This is a genomic window from Bradyrhizobium sp. 45 (assembly GCF_023073155.1).
In the GTDB taxonomy this organism is placed as follows: Bacteria; Pseudomonadota; Alphaproteobacteria; order Rhizobiales; family Xanthobacteraceae; genus Bradyrhizobium; species Bradyrhizobium canariense_D.
This window is the reverse complement of the sequence record NZ_JADPIX010000122.1, coordinates 1,562,610-1,576,786: the sequence shown is the minus strand read 5'-3', so window position 1 is coordinate 1,576,786 and position 14,177 is coordinate 1,562,610. Positions and strand designations below refer to the sequence as shown.

Annotated in this window: 16 protein-coding genes and 1 other RNA gene; 6 read left to right on the top strand and 11 right to left on the bottom strand. The window is 64.0% G+C overall.

The window, feature by feature from the left end:
• The first annotated feature begins 6 nt into the window (after positions 1-6).
• Complete coding sequence (gene serB, locus IVB42_RS27960) at positions 7-912, top strand: phosphoserine phosphatase SerB (protein ID WP_018454339.1); 906 nt, start codon at positions 7-9, stop codon at positions 910-912.
• Between the two features lie 122 nt (positions 913-1,034).
• On the opposite strand, the gene IVB42_RS27955 is transcribed toward serB, so the two are convergent.
• From IVB42_RS27955 to IVB42_RS27905, 11 genes are all read right to left on the bottom strand, one after another.
• Positions 1,035-2,537: a Do family serine endopeptidase gene (locus IVB42_RS27955; RefSeq protein WP_018454338.1), complete on the bottom strand. Its 1,503-nt coding sequence runs from the start codon at positions 2,535-2,537 to the stop codon at positions 1,035-1,037.
• Between the two features lie 144 nt (positions 2,538-2,681).
• Positions 2,682-2,888, bottom strand: a complete 207-nt coding sequence (locus IVB42_RS27950) for a DUF2065 domain-containing protein (protein WP_018454337.1) — start codon at positions 2,886-2,888, stop codon at positions 2,682-2,684.
• 71 nt (positions 2,889-2,959) lie between these two features.
• Positions 2,960-3,856, bottom strand: coding sequence for a protease modulator HflC (locus IVB42_RS27945; protein ID WP_018454336.1), 897 nt, complete (start codon positions 3,854-3,856; stop codon positions 2,960-2,962).
• Positions 3,853-4,989 (bottom strand): FtsH protease activity modulator HflK, encoded by a 1,137-nt coding sequence (hflK, locus tag IVB42_RS27940; RefSeq protein WP_007600977.1) that lies wholly within the window; start codon positions 4,987-4,989, stop codon positions 3,853-3,855. Before hflK ends, IVB42_RS27945 begins: the two co-directional genes overlap by 4 nt.
• A 153-nt stretch (positions 4,990-5,142) precedes the next feature.
• Positions 5,143-5,652: a dihydrofolate reductase gene (locus IVB42_RS27935; protein ID WP_018454335.1), complete on the bottom strand. Its 510-nt coding sequence runs from the start codon at positions 5,650-5,652 to the stop codon at positions 5,143-5,145.
• Complete coding sequence (locus IVB42_RS27930) at positions 5,652-6,137, bottom strand: GNAT family N-acetyltransferase (RefSeq protein WP_018454334.1); 486 nt, start codon at positions 6,135-6,137, stop codon at positions 5,652-5,654. Before IVB42_RS27930 ends, IVB42_RS27935 begins: the two co-directional genes overlap by 1 nt.
• A 5-nt stretch (positions 6,138-6,142) precedes the next feature.
• Positions 6,143-6,937: a thymidylate synthase gene (locus tag IVB42_RS27925; protein ID WP_007613362.1), complete on the bottom strand. Its 795-nt coding sequence runs from the start codon at positions 6,935-6,937 to the stop codon at positions 6,143-6,145.
• Positions 6,938-7,158: 221 nt separating this feature from the next.
• Complete coding sequence (locus IVB42_RS27920; RefSeq protein WP_018454333.1) at positions 7,159-8,724, bottom strand: tripartite tricarboxylate transporter permease; 1,566 nt, start codon at positions 8,722-8,724, stop codon at positions 7,159-7,161.
• Between the two features lie 7 nt (positions 8,725-8,731).
• Entirely contained in the window at positions 8,732-9,493 is a 762-nt protein-coding gene (locus IVB42_RS27915) for a tripartite tricarboxylate transporter TctB family protein (protein WP_018454332.1), read from the bottom strand.
• Between the two features lie 95 nt (positions 9,494-9,588).
• Positions 9,589-10,119, bottom strand: coding sequence for a chromate transporter (locus IVB42_RS27910; RefSeq protein WP_018454331.1), 531 nt, complete (start codon positions 10,117-10,119; stop codon positions 9,589-9,591).
• On the bottom strand, positions 10,116-10,733 hold the full coding sequence (locus IVB42_RS27905) for a chromate transporter (protein ID WP_247394830.1): 618 nt from the start codon (positions 10,731-10,733) through the stop codon (positions 10,116-10,118). Before IVB42_RS27905 ends, IVB42_RS27910 begins: the two co-directional genes overlap by 4 nt.
• A gap of 84 nt (positions 10,734-10,817) precedes the next feature.
• Here IVB42_RS27905 and ssrA point away from each other — a divergent pair.
• From ssrA to IVB42_RS27880, 5 genes are all read left to right on the top strand, one after another.
• Positions 10,818-11,184: a transfer-messenger RNA gene (gene ssrA, locus IVB42_RS27900) on the top strand.
• 114 nt (positions 11,185-11,298) lie between these two features.
• On the top strand, positions 11,299-11,814 hold the full coding sequence (locus tag IVB42_RS27895; protein WP_018454329.1) for a ClpXP protease specificity-enhancing factor SspB: 516 nt from the start codon (positions 11,299-11,301) through the stop codon (positions 11,812-11,814).
• A gap of 99 nt (positions 11,815-11,913) precedes the next feature.
• Positions 11,914-13,359 (top strand): class II fumarate hydratase, encoded by a 1,446-nt coding sequence (fumC, locus tag IVB42_RS27890; RefSeq protein ID WP_244561280.1) that lies wholly within the window; start codon positions 11,914-11,916, stop codon positions 13,357-13,359.
• 276 nt (positions 13,360-13,635) lie between these two features.
• Positions 13,636-13,824 (top strand): DUF4169 family protein, encoded by a 189-nt coding sequence (locus IVB42_RS27885; RefSeq protein ID WP_018454327.1) that lies wholly within the window; start codon positions 13,636-13,638, stop codon positions 13,822-13,824.
• The gene (locus IVB42_RS27880; protein ID WP_018454326.1) at positions 13,821-14,075 is read left to right on the top strand and encodes a ribbon-helix-helix domain-containing protein; all 255 of its coding nucleotides are present in this window, start codon (positions 13,821-13,823) and stop codon (positions 14,073-14,075) included. Before IVB42_RS27885 ends, IVB42_RS27880 begins: the two co-directional genes overlap by 4 nt.
• Positions 14,076-14,177 lie beyond the last annotated feature (102 nt).

Sequence of the window (14,177 nt, the reverse complement as noted above, 5' to 3'; positions counted from 1 at the left end):
CCTCAAATGTCCCTCGTTGCCACGCTGATCTGCAACCCGAATAATCCCGCGCTCGACTCGACCATCGTCGACGGCGCCCGCGCCGTGCTGCCTCAGGCAGCTCCCGCGCACTGGCTGTTCGACGGGGTTGCAGTCGACATCCCGTTCGGCGCCGACAGTAACCTCGAAGGCGACCGTCACGCCATCGAGCAGCGGCTCCGCGAGCTTCGCGGCGACCTGCCCATCGACATCGTGGTGCAGCCAGTCGGCTTCCGGCGCAAGAAGCTTTTTCTCGCCGACATGGATTCCACCATGATCGGTCAGGAATGCATCGACGAGCTCGCCGATTTCGTCGGGGTGAAGGCCCATGTGGCCGCCATCACCGAGCGCGCGATGCGCGGCGAGATCGAGTTCGAGCCGGCGCTGCGCGAGCGCGTCGCGCTGCTCAAGGACCTTCCCGCCAGTGCCGTCGACGAGGTGCTGGCCAAGCGCATTACGCTGACGCCGGGTGGCCGCGAACTGGTCGCGACCATGCGCGCCCATGGCGCCTATGCCTGCCTCGTCTCCGGCGGCTTCACGCTTTTCACCAGCGCGGTCGCCACCAGGATCGGTTTCCAGGAGAACCGCGCCAACGAGCTCGTCGTCCGCGACGGCAAGTTCACTGGCGAGGTGAAGGAGCCGATTTTGGGGCGCGCGGCAAAGCTCGCGACGCTGGTGGATCTGATGGAATCGTTCGATCTCGACGACATCGACTCGCTGGCGGTCGGCGACGGCGCCAATGATCTCGCGATGATCCAGGCGGCGGGGCTGGGCGTGGCGTATCACGCCAAGCCCGCGGTGGCCGCCGCTGCGGCGGCGCGGATCGATCATGGCGATCTCACCGCGCTGCTGTACGCGCAGGGGTATCGGCGCGAGGAGTTCGTGGAGGCGTAGCCTCCTCCTCTCCGCCGTCATGCCCGGGCTTGTCCCGGGCATCCACGTTACGCTCGTCCGCATGGCAAGGCGTGGACGGCCGGGTCAAGCCCGGCCATGACGAGAGGTGAAAGCGAGCGCTCTTACTGCACGCTCAGCGCGACAAAACGCAGCTCGCCGTCGGCGTTCGACACCAGCAGCAGCACCGATTTCTTGCCGTCCTTCTTGAGCTGGTCGACCCGTTTCTGGATGTCGGCGCCGCTGGAGACGGCCTCCTGCGCCACCTCGACAATGACGTCGCCGGCCGAGAGGCGCTTCTCGGCGGCATCCGAATTGGCGTCGACATTGGTGACGACCACGCCCTTGACGCTGTCCTTGATCTTGTAGCGCGCACGCAGGTCCTTGCTCAGCGCGGCGAGATCGAGGCCGAGCGCCTTCTGTGTCACGGTCTTTTCAGGCGGAGGCTCGTCGGTCTTCACCGCGGCCTGCACCTTGTCGGCATCCTGCAACCGGCCGAGCGTGACCTTCTTGGTTTCCTCCTGGCTCTTGCGGATGATGACGACGTCGACCTCCTTGCCGACCGCCGTGTCGGCGACCACGCGAGACAGATCCTTCGGGTCCTTGACGTCCTTGCCGTCGAACTTGACGACGACGTCGCCGGGCTCGATGCCGGCCGGTTTGGCCGGGCCCTTGTCGTCGACACCGGCAACCAGCGCGCCGCGCGGCGGCTTGATGTTGAGGCTCTCGGCGATCTCGTCGGTGACGCTCTGGATGCGCACGCCAAGCCAGCCGCGGCGCAATTCGCCGAACTGGCGGAGCTGGTCGACGACACCCGCCACCGTCTTCGACGGTACGGCGAAGCCGATGCCGATCGAGCCGCCGGACGGCGAGATGATCAGCGTGTTGACGCCGATGACGTCGCCATCGAGGTTGAACAGCGGACCGCCGGAATTTCCGCGGTTGATGGAGGCGTCGGTCTGAATGTAGCTGTCGTAGGGACCTGAGGAGATGTCACGGTTCTTCGCCGAAACGATACCGGCCGTCACGGTGCCGCCGAGGCTGAAAGGATTGCCGATCGCGACGACCCAGTCGCCGAGGCGCAGCTTGTCGGAATCACCGAACTTCACCGACACCAGCGGCTTCGACGGCTTGAACTTGAGCACGGCAAGGTCGGTCTTCTTGTCGACTCCGACCAGTTCGGCCTTGATCTTGGTCCCGTCGTTGAGAATGACGTTAATCTCATCGGCGTCCGCGATGACATGGTTGTTGGTGACGACGACGCCTGACGTGTCGATGATGAAGCCACTTCCGAGCGAGTTGGTCTTGCGCGGCGCCGGGCTGTTCTCGCCGCCCTTGCTGCCGCCGCCGGGACCCTTGCGGTTCTTGAAGAAGTCGTCGAAGAACTCCTCGAAGGGCGAACCGGGCGGCAGTTGCGGCATGGCATTGCTGCCGCCGCCCCCGCCCTTGGCTTCGACGGTCTGCGAGGTCGAGATGTTGACGACCGCGTCAATCACCTTCTCGGCGACGTCGGCGATGCCATCCGGTCCGCGCGCATAGGCCGGTGTGCCGAGTGCGCTGAAAGCGCCAACGGCGAGCGCGGCCAGCCCTAAGCGCAAACGGGTCGGGGCAATGGTGGCAGCGGTCATTGTGATCTCCAGGAAACAAGGATTCGACGTCAAGACTGCGCTCGAACGGGGGGACGGCGCAAGCGCGGACCTTAACGGGCCTCAAGACCCGGATAATAAGGCGAAAACCGGTCCCTCGCCTTCACTTTGGCGTTGGTGCGACGGCTAAATTGGACGTCGCATAACCCAGATCAGGACCAGGCCGGCCACGGCCGAACCAATGCCGACCGCCCGCAGGACGTTATCCGGCGTGGCCATCGCGCTTTTCATGGCCTTGCGCATCCAGGCCGGACTTGCCGCGAACATCAAGCCTTCCAGCACGAACAGGATGCCCAAACCGATGAGGAAGTCGGCGAACGCAATGGACCTCATCGGATTGGAACCTCCCGTTGTGCTGTTCTTGTCTGGACGAAGGGCGGCCAGACTTGCCGCCCTTGTCTCACTTACGGCTTCGCTGGCGTCGTGGTCGCCGTCTTGCCGGACGGGTTACCAAAGAACCGGAAGAAATCCGAGTCCGGGCGCAGCAGGAAGCGGGTGTCGTTCGCGCGCAGCCCGGTCTCATAGGCCGCCATCGAACGGTAGAAGGCGAAGAAATCCGCGTCCTGGCCGTAGGCTTCGGCGAACAGACGGTTGCGCTCGGCATCGCCGACGCCGCGCGTCTGCTCGGCCAGCGACCTTGCATCCGCCTCGATCACGGTCGCCTCGCGGTCGGCCTTGGAGCGGATCTCCTGGGCCTTCTGGCCGCCCTGCGCGCGGAACTCGGCGGCTTCGCGCTCGCGTTCCGTCTTCATGCGCTGATAGACCGCCTGGCTGTTCTGCTCCGGCAGATCGGCGCGGCGGATCCGGACGTCGACGACCTGGATGCCGTAGCCGTCGGCCTCGTGGTCGAGCTGATCGCGGATGCGCTGCATCAGCTTCTCGCGGTCGTCGCGGACCACGTTGATGAAGGTGACCTCGCCGAGCACGCGGCGCAGCGCAGCGTTCAAGAGCGTGGTGAGCTGGATGTTGGCGGCCTGGATCGAGCCGATGCTCTGATAGAAGCGGAGCGCGTCCTTGATGCGGTAACGCGCGAAGGCGTCGACCACGAGCCGCTTCTGGTCGGACGCGATCGCTTCCTGCGACGGGTTCTCCAGATCGAGGATGCGCTTGTCGATGTTGATCACCGAATTCCACGGCGCCTTGAAGTGCAGGCCGGGAGCGGTAACGACATCGACGGGCTTGCCGAACTGCAGCACGATGGTCTGCTCGGTCTGCGCCACCGTGAACAGGGACATGTAGCCCACGATCACGACGAGCAGGAGGCCGAGCAGCGTGACGATACCTGTGACCGGAGATCTCATCGGTTGCCTCCGGTCGTCTGCTGGCCGGTTGCAGGCGGCCGCTTGGCCGTCAACTCGCTGAGCGGCAGATAAGGCACGACGCCCTGGCCCGACTGGCCGCCGTCATAAATGAGCTTTTCCGAACCGCCGAGCACGCGCTCCATCGTCTCCAGATAAATCCGTTCACGCGTCACGTCGGGCGCCTTCTTGTATTCCTCGTAAACCTTCAGGAAGCGCGAGCTCTGGCCCTTGGCCTCGGCGACGGTCTGCTCCCTGTAGCCTTCGGCGGCCTGCATGATCTGCGCCGCACGCCCGCGTGCCTGCGGCACGACCTGGTTGGCATACGTCTGCGCCTCGTTCTGCAGCTGCTCGAGATTGGCGCGCGCCGCCTGGACGTCGCGGAAGGCGTCGATCACCTGCGCCGGCGGGTCGACCTTCTGCATCTGCACCTGGCTGATCTGAATGCCGGCGCCGTAGCTGTCCAGGGTCTTCTGGATTAGTTCCTGTACGCCTTGTTCGGTAACGTTGCGCGCGCCGGTCAGGATCGGCTGGATCTGCGAGCGGCCGATCACCTCGCGCATCGCGCTCTCGGCGACCGCCTTCACGGTGCCTTCGGGATTCTGGATGTTGAAGAGGAAATCGCCGACGCCGTTGGGCTTGATGCGCCAGAGCACGGTGAAGTCGACGTCGACGATGTTCTCGTCGCCGGTCAGCATCAGGCTCTCTTCCGGCACGTCACGAATGGAGCGGCCGCGCCGCGCCGGGTCGTCGATCAGCGTCATGCCGATGGAGATGGTGGAAACGCGCAAGGCCTTTGGCAGCAGCACGGTCTCGATTGGATAGGGCAGATGGTAGTTCAGGCCGGGCTCCACGGTGCGGACATGCTTGCCGAAGCGCAGCACGACGCCGAGCTCTTCGGACTGCACCCGGAAGAAGCCCGACAGCAGCCAGAACGCGACGATGAGCAGCACGATCAGCGTGATGCCGATGCCGGAGAAATAGCCACCCGGCATGATCTGCTGGAGGCGATCCTGGCCGCGCCGCAGAAGATCTTCCAGATCCGGCGGCCTTGGCCCGACCGGTTGCGGGCCGTTGCCCCATGGTCCCTTCGGACCCGAGCCCCATGGGCCACCGCCCTGATTCTTCCACGGCATTCGACGCTCTCCTCGGCAGGGTGAAATTGCCCCCGCCCGCTTTGTCCGGTCCGGCTTTATAGGGGACAGGCAGGTCCCTTACAACGCAGCCCTCGCCGCCCTCCGAGCTAAGCTTGGGGGCAGAAAAGTCAATGTTAACATTGGCAAATGCGGTTAATGGCCTGCCCGCCGACGATATGTCACATAGGAGTAGTCGGCGCTGTCGTGGGGTCCGGCAGGATGACGGATGCGTTCAACCTCATCCCACTCTGCCCTGTCGATGTCGAAATGCGTGTCGCCTTCGGGCCGGGCATGCACTTCGGTGATCTCGAGGCGATCGGCGCGATCGAGCCATTGCCGAAAGATTTCGGCGCCGCCAATCACGGCGATCTCGGCGACCGAACGCCGCAGGGCATCGCCGCGCGCGATGGCGTCTGCGGCGGCAGTCGATGTCGTCACGATGGCGCCGGCGGCGCGATAATCCGCATCGCGCGTGACGACGATGTTGGTGCGGCCGGGAAGCGGCCGGGGCAGGGATTCGAAGGTCCTGCGGCCCATGATCACGGGCTTGCCGATCGTGAGCGCCTTGAAGCGCGCCATGTCGGATTTCATTCGCCACGGCATTGCGTTGCCGGCCCCGATGACGCCGTTCTCCGCGATCGCGACGACGAAGACGATCTCCATCAGGTCGCGCTCCCGGCAAGCCGCGTCAGCGCCGGACCGGTGACGCGGCACAGCGTCCAGTCCTCCAGCATGATGGCACCGAGCGATTTGTAGAACGCGATCGACGGCGCGTTCCAGTCAAGCACCGCCCATTGCAGCCGGGACCAGCCGTTCTCGACGCATTCCCTGGCGAGGTGCACGAGCAGAGCCTTGCCGAGGCCCCTGCCCCGATGCGATGGCCGCACATACAAATCTTCGAGATAGATGCCGTGGCGGCCGCTGAACGTCGAAAAATTCGCAAACCACACCGCGAAGCCGACCGGCTCGCCGTTCCACTCGGCGAGAGCGCAATGGAGTTGCGGTCGTTCGCCGAACAGTGCGTCGGCGATGTCAGCCTCGGTCGCCTCGACCTCGTGCGAAAGTTTTTCGTACTCGGCGAGCTCGCGGATGAAAGCGAGAACCAGCCCGGCCTCACCGGGACGCACACGGCGGATGTTGAGCTGCATCGACTTCAGACCGCGACCGCGGCCTTGATGTGCGGATGCGGATCGTAGCCGACGAGCTCGAAGTCCTCGTAACGGAAGGAGAAGATGTCCTTCACGTCGGGGTTGATCCGCATCACCGGCAGCGCGCGCGGTGCGCGCGTGAGCTGGAGCTTCGCCTGCTCCAGATGGTTGGAATAGAGATGGGTGTCACCGAACGAATGCACGAAGTCGCCGGGCTTCAAGCCCGTGACCTGCGCCACCATCATGGTGAGCAGTGCGTAGGAGGCGATGTTGAAGGGGACGCCGAGGAACACGTCGGCCGAACGCTGATAGAGCTGGCACGACAGCTTGCCGTTGGCGACATAGAACTGGAACAGGCAGTGGCACGGCGGCAACGCCATCTTGTCGACCTCGGCCGGATTCCAGGCCGAGACGATCAGGCGGCGCGAGTCCGGGTTGCGCTTGATCATGTCGATCACATTCGCGATCTGATCGATGCTGCGTCCGTCCGGCGCGGGCCAGGAGCGCCACTGGTGGCCGTAGACGGGGCCAAGATCGCCGTTGGCGTCGGCCCACTCGTCCCAGATGGTGACGCCGTTGTCGCGCAGATATTTGATGTTGGTATCGCCTTTCAGGAACCACAACAGTTCGTGCACGATCGCCTTCAGCGGCAGGCGCTTTGTCGTCAGCATCGGAAAACCGGCGGACAGGTTGAAGCGCATCTGATGGCCGAACACCGACAGCGTGCCGGTGCCGGTCCGGTCGGTCTTTTCGGCGCCGTCTGAAAGAATCCGCTCGAGCAGGTCCTGATACTGGTGCATGTGCGTGAGCCTTTGGGGAGGCGGCGAACTTAGCGGCCGCCCCCGCGCTGCGACAGCGGCGATTCGCCATCCATGCGCATTATACCCGGAAAAGTGAGCGCTCCCGGTGCAAACGACAAGGGGCGGAACTCAGCGTCCCGCCCCTTGTCTATCAGATTGATCCTGCTGGCCAACTTGCCGGCTTGGGTTCGGGTCACGGCGCGCCGACGCTGGCGGCGCCCCTAGTTTTCGGATTCGGTGAACACCTCGTCGCGCTTGGCACGCAACGCCGGCAGCACCGTGAGCACCAGGAGGAAAGCGGCGATGCCGAGCAGCACGGCCGACAGCGGACGCGTCAGGAACACGCTCCAGTCGCCGCGCGAGATCAGCAGCGCGCGGCGCAGGTTCTCTTCCATCAGCGGTCCGAGCACCATGCCGAGCAGCAGCGGCGCCGGCTCGAAATCGTGCTTGATCAGCCAGTAGCCGACCAGACCGAACACGCCTGCCAGGATGACGTCGACCGGCGCGTTGTTCACCGAGTAGATGCCGATCGCGCAGAAGATCACGATCGAGGGGAACATCAGCCGGTAAGGGACGCGCAACAGCCGCACCCAGATTCCGACCAGCGGCAGGTTGATGATGATCAGCATCAGATTGCCAATCCACATCGAGGCGATCATGCCCCAAACCAGCTCCGGCTGCTTCTGCATCACCTGCGGACCGGGCACGATGCCGTGGATGGTCATCGCGCCCACCATCAGCGCCATCACGGCATTGGGCGGGATGCCGAGTGTCAGCAGCGGGATGAAGGAGGTCTGCGCCGCGGCATTGTTGGCGCTTTCCGGCGCCGCCACGCCTTCGATCGCACCGCGGCCGAACCGCGACGGGTTCTTGGCGATCTTCTTCTCGAGCGTGTAGGACGCAAAGGACGCGATGACCGCGCCGCCGCCCGGCAGGATACCGAGGATCGATCCGAGCACGGTGCCGCGCAGGATCGCAGGCGCCGAGTCGATCAGGTCTTTCCTGGTCGGCATCAGGCCGGTGATCTTCTGCTGCACGAGGTCGCGGTTCATCTCGGCGCCGGCGTCGAGGTTGCGGATGATCTCGGCGAAGCCGAACACGCCCATCGCCACCGTCGCAAAGCCGAGACCGTCGGCAAGCTCCGGAATGTTGAACGCCATGCGCGAGGCGCCGGTCTCGATGTCGGAGCCGACCATCGACAGCATCAGGCCGAACACGATCATCGCGATCGCTTTCAGGACCGAGCCCTTGGCCAGCACCACCGCAAAGATCAGGCCGAGCACCATCAGCGAGAAATATTCCGCCGGGCCGAACGCCAGAGCGAGCTTGGTCAGCGGCGCACCGAGCACGGCGATGAGCACGGTCGCAACGCATCCGGCGAAGAACGAGCCGATCGCCGCGATCGCCAGCGCCGGGCCGGCACGGCCTTGCTTCGCCATCTGGTGACCGTCGATGGCGGTAACGACCGACGTCGCCTCACCGGGAATATTGACCAGGATCGAGGTGGTGGAGCCGCCGTACTGGGCACCATAATAGATGCCGGCGAGCATGATCAGCGCGCCGACCGGCGGCAATCCGAACGTGATCGGCAGGAGCATCGCCACGGTTGCGACGGTGCCGATACCGGGCAGCACGCCGACCAGTGTGCCAACCAATGCGCCAATCAGGCACATGAGAATATTGATCGAGATCGGGAGCGACAGACCGTAGAGCCACCAGGGTGACCACCAGGAGATCTGAAACACCACACCGAAACCAAGGCCCAGATTGTGGAAGAGATCGAACATCACACCCTCACTGAACCAGGAAGCGCGGGAACATCGGCATCGGCAGGCCTAGCACGTAGGGGAAGAGCAGCGCGCAGCCGAGCGTCAGGCAGGCGCCGACAATGAGCGCTTCGACCCAGCGTGTCTCATGCGTACCCATCGCCGCGATCATGAAGCTTGCGAACGCCGTTACCACCACCCCAAGCGGACGAATCGCCAGCGCGAAGAAGACGATCGAGAACATCACGAAGAGCGGCCCACGCCAGGCATAGTGCGCCATGCTGGGCCCGTCGGTCAGCAGCCCCGTCAACGCGATGCCGGCGCCAAGTGCGACGAGGAGCCCGCCAAACATCCGCGGCGCCGTGCCGGCGCCAAAGGAGAAGCCCCGCATCCCCTGCAAATCGCTAGAGGCCCACAGTGCGAACAAGGCGAGCGCCATCAGCACGATTCCGCCGACATAGTCCTGCGCGGACCTGATCGTCATGAAGAACGTGAGAATCGCCACCGCAAAGATCGGATAGGAATAGATCAGCGCCAGCAGCACATCGGATGACGCCTTCTTGGTGTCACCGCCGACCGCCCCGAGCAACGCGCCGGGCGCCCCCGCGAGCAGCGCAGTCGCGTGGCTGATGACGACGGCGGCCGGCCCGCGTCCAGCGCCCCAGCCAAAGATCGTCCCGAACGACCAGATGAATTCGAAAATCTGCGGCGCTATGGCCAGCAGACAAAAGCTGATCACCACCGAGGTGTTTCGGTTGGCTGTCGCCGAGTGGCCCATCGTATCGGCCATGCATGTCTCCTCCGCGACCCGTAAGCCACGAGCACTGTTGTTCTAATCGGCTGGAAATCGATGCCCCCGCCCGGATCCCTGCCTAGCCATTTTCATTACACAATGCCAGCAAAACCCAACAAGCCCCCGACGAGCAAAATCCATAGTGGATTGATGCGCGAGACGGATGCGACCACTGCAACCGTCGCGGTCAGAAGCAGCGCAGCAAGCGTACGATCGGTCGACTCGGCGAGGATCAGGGCGCTCGCCGCCATCAGGCCGATCGAGAGCGGAACCAGTGCAGCCTGGATCAGCCCGGGCCAGCGCGATTGGTTCGGCCGGTTGAGGAGCCGGCTGACATAATAGGCAAGCAACGCGGTGGGCAGGCACATGGCCAAAGTCGCCGCCAGGGCGCCGGGGATGCCGGCGACAGCATAGCCGATCAACGTGACGATAAGCACATTCGGACCTGGTGAGAGCTGCGCGATCGCATAGGCATCGGCGAACTGCTTGTCGGTCATCCAGTGATGCACATCGACCGCGATGCGGTGCATCTCGGGCACCGCCGCCGCGGCACCGCCGACCGCGAACAGCGACATCAGACCGAAGGTCGAGATCAGCCCCCAGATCGGGTTCTCCGCGTTCATGCTGCTACCTTCCGCCGCATCAGGAAAGTGGCGCCGACGCTGACGGGGATCGCGACCAAAAGCACGGCCTGGAGCGGCAGGCGAAGGACGCCGATGGCGAGGAACACGCCCAGCATCAGGATGAGCGCCAAGGCGTCCAGCCGCTTGAGCAGCGGCGTCATCATCCGGAAGACCACCGCGATCAAGAGGCCGACGGCCGCACAGGAAATGCCCGCGAGGATGCGGCGCAGCACGTCCACATCGCCGAACCGGGCGTAGATGATCGCGAGCACCGTCATGATCAGCGTGGGCGGCAGCAACAGCCCTGCAAAGGCGGCAATGCCGCCGGCGATCCCGCGCAGCCGCGCGCCGAACACCATCGAGAGATTGACGATGTTGGGCCCGGGCAGGAAATGGCAGAGCGCAAAAGTCTCGTTGAACTCGTCCGCCGTCATCCAGCGGTGCTGCTCGACGATGGCCTGCCGGGCGAATACCAAAACCCCTCCGAAGCCCGCCAGCGACATCCTGGCGAAGGCGAGGAACAGCGCGAGCAAGCCCGGCGGAACGGCGCTGGTGGCTGGACCGTCCGGCTCTTGAACTCGTTGTTGCGCGACCGGTGCGGAATCCTCGGACATGTCAGGAGCTTAGAACGCCGGCCGGCAGGCGGCCAAGCCTGCCGGGAACCTATCCAGAGGGAACCTCGGAATGATCCCTCGAAACACCTGTTATTTGAAACGTTTGCCCCCTATATTGGGAGTGCCGGTTCGCCGGCTATGGAAATAAACGGTCGTCGCAATAAACCATTCGGACCCGGGGGCGGTACCCGGCGCCTCCACCAAAGCCCACCAGCGGGCTGGCCCTGAAAGCGGGCTTTGGCGGGGGCGAAATAGGATCGACGAGGGCGTAAAGGGCGTTCTTTTTCCCGGTATTGTTCCGCCGTTATCGGGCTATGCAATAGTTGCCAACGACAACTTTGCTCCGGTTGCTCAGGCTGCGTAACGCAGTTTGAAAGACCATTCTGAAGTCCTAACGGGTTAAGCTCCGTTAGGCGGGGTTCGGAGGCACCTGGCAACAGAAGCCTCCACTTACCTCTTATTTCCTACCCCGCGGGGACTCCTGCTGACCCGTCAGGCGCGGTACTATTGCGACTTGGCGAGTCGGGCCGGCAGGGCCCAGCTCCTGGAATGCAACAGGACCACCATGGCGACCGATCATATCCGATACGATGTGCTGGCCCGCGACGCGCTGCGCGGCGTGTTGCGCAAGGTGCTGACCGACGCCGCGTCCCAGGGACTACCCGGCGAGCATCATTTCTTCATCACCTTCGTGTCGAAGGCGGAGGGCGTGAAGCTGTCGTCGCGGCTGCTGGCCCAATATCCAGAAGAGATGACAATCATCCTGCAGCACCAGTTCTGGGATTTGACCGTGCTCGAGGACCGCTTCGAGGTCGGCCTGTCTTTCGGCGGCATTCCGGAGCGGCTGATCGTGCCGTTCAGCGCCATCAAGAGCTTCCTTGATCCGTCCGTGAAATTCGGCCTCCAGTTCGACACCTCCGATGTCGCCGACGTCTCGGCCGAGACCTTGCCGGCCGCTCCCGCCCCGTCCGCGGTCGCGGTGGCCCCTGCCACTGACCCTGCGGAAGGCACTGAGGAGCCGGCGGCTCCGAACCAGGGCGGCGCCGAAGTCGTGCGATTGGATCGTTTCCGCAAGAAATGATCTAGATCGGGTCGGCGCCCGTCGCAGGCGGCCAAACTCCCTATATAGAGGCACATGATGAGGCCGCGCGGCATTTCGCGCGGCGGAATGGATGTGCTCATGGCCAAAACTTCCCTCTCGAAGACTTCCCCCTCGAAGACCGACGGCTCCTCGCGCCCGGCGACCCGCACCGAGACCGACAGCTTCGGCCCGATCGAGGTCCTCGCCGATCGTTATTGGGGCGCGCAGACCGAACGCTCGCGCCAGAATTTTCGCATCGGCATCGATCGCATGCCGATCTCGCTCGTGCATGCGCTCGGCATCGTCAAGCTCGCCGCAGCGCAGTCCAACCAGGAGCTCGGTTTGCTCGACCAGCGCCGCGCCAACGCCATCATCCGCGCTGCGCGCGAGGTGATCGAGGGCAAGCTGGACGATCATTTTCCGCTGGTGGTGTGGCAGACCGGCTCGGGCACCCAGAGCAACATGAATCTCAACGAGGTCATCGCCAACCGCGCCAATGAGATCCTGGGCGGCGAGCTTGGCGCCAAGAAGCCGGTGCATCCCAACGATCACGTCAACATGAGCCAGTCGTCGAACGACTCGTTCCCGACCGCGATGCATATCGCGGCGGCAAGCCGCATTACCGCCGATCTGGTCCCTGCCCTTGGCGAATTGCTGCGTGCACTGCGCAAGAAGGAGAAGGAGTTCGCAAAGATCGTCAAGATCGGCCGCACCCACACCCAGGACGCGACGCCGTTGACGCTCGGCCAGGAATTTTCCGGCTATGCCGCACAGGTCGAAAGCGGCATCGCCCGGCTCAAGGTCGCGGTGAAGGAGCTCTATCCGCTGGCGCAGGGCGGCACCGCCGTCGGCACCGGCCTCAATTCGAAGCCGCGCTTTGCAAAACTGTTCGCAAAGCACGTTGCCGGGATTACCAAGCTGCCGTTCACCAGCGCGGCCAACAAATTTGAGGCGCTGGCTTCGAACGACGCCTATGTATCGGCGCACGGCGCCATCAATTCGGTCGCGACAGGCCTGTTCAAGATCGCCAACGACATCCGCCTGCTCGGATCGGGTCCGCGTTCGGGCCTCGGCGAACTCATGCTGCCGGAGAACGAGCCGGGCTCCTCGATCATGCCGGGCAAGGTCAATCCGACGCAGTGCGAGGCGATGACGATGGTGTGCTGCCAGGTGTTCGGCAATCACACCGCGATCACGGTCGCCGGCAGCCAGGGCCATTTCGAGCTCAACGTCTATAAGCCCGTACTGGCCTACAACATGCTGCACTCGATCCGGCTGATGGCGGACGCCGCGCGCTCCTTCACCGAGCATTGCGTCAGCGGCATCCGCGCCGACGAGAAGCGCATCAAGGAACTGATGCAGCGCTCGCTGATGCTGGTGACGGCGCTCGCCCCCAAGATCGGCTACGACAACGCGGCCAAGGTGGCCAAGACGGCGCATGCCAACGGCACCACCCTGAAGGAAGAGGCGCTGCGGCTTGGCTTCGTCTCAAGCGAGGAATTCGACCGCCTGGTGCGCCCCGAGAAGATGACCAGCCCGGGATAAATTCCGAATTCCGATAGCCATCCGTAATGATACGGAGCCCCTAGCTCCATTAAATGTAGGGCTTAAAGGACGGGATTTGATTACCGTCAATGTCGCGGCGGGATTGCGTGTTACGTAGCCCCTCCGCCCCCACGGGGCGGAATTCATCGTTTGATGGCCCAAGGGTCGATTGACGAGGACAAGCGAATGGCGATCAAGTCTCATCGGGCGCAATTCGGCGCACAGTTTCTGAATGTTTCATCCTGCCCACGGAGGATCGGATGATGGAGACGCGACATGGCGAACGTCATCAACCTGAATCGTTTCCGGAAGCGCGCCGAGCGGGAAGCCACGGCGAAGCAGGCGGACGCCAACCGAACGAAGTTCGGCCGCACGAAGGCGGAGCGGTCGGCGGAGGAGACGCGCGCGGATCAGGCGAAGACGCACCTGGACCAGCACCGGATCGATTGCGAGGAGCAGCCATGAAGTCGCCCGTCGTGAAACGGTCGATCGTCGTCGCCGGCCACAAGACCAGTGTCAGCCTGGAAGAGGCGTTCTGGAACGGCATGAAGGAGATCTCGGGCCTGCGCAACATGACGCTGTCCGAGCTGGTCGGCGAGATCGACAGCAACCGCCAGCAGGGCAATCTGTCCTCGGCGATCCGCCTGTTCGTGCTCGACTACTTCAAGAGCCGCGCCATGGCCGCCATCCAGGCGGAAAAGGTCCCGGCCCAGTAGCCGTCTTTGCGCCGATCCTTGATGCCGATCCTGGCGCCGATCGCTTCTGTCACGAAGCTGGTACTTTAAAATCACTCTAAGGTGCAGTTTCAGCGACCGAGC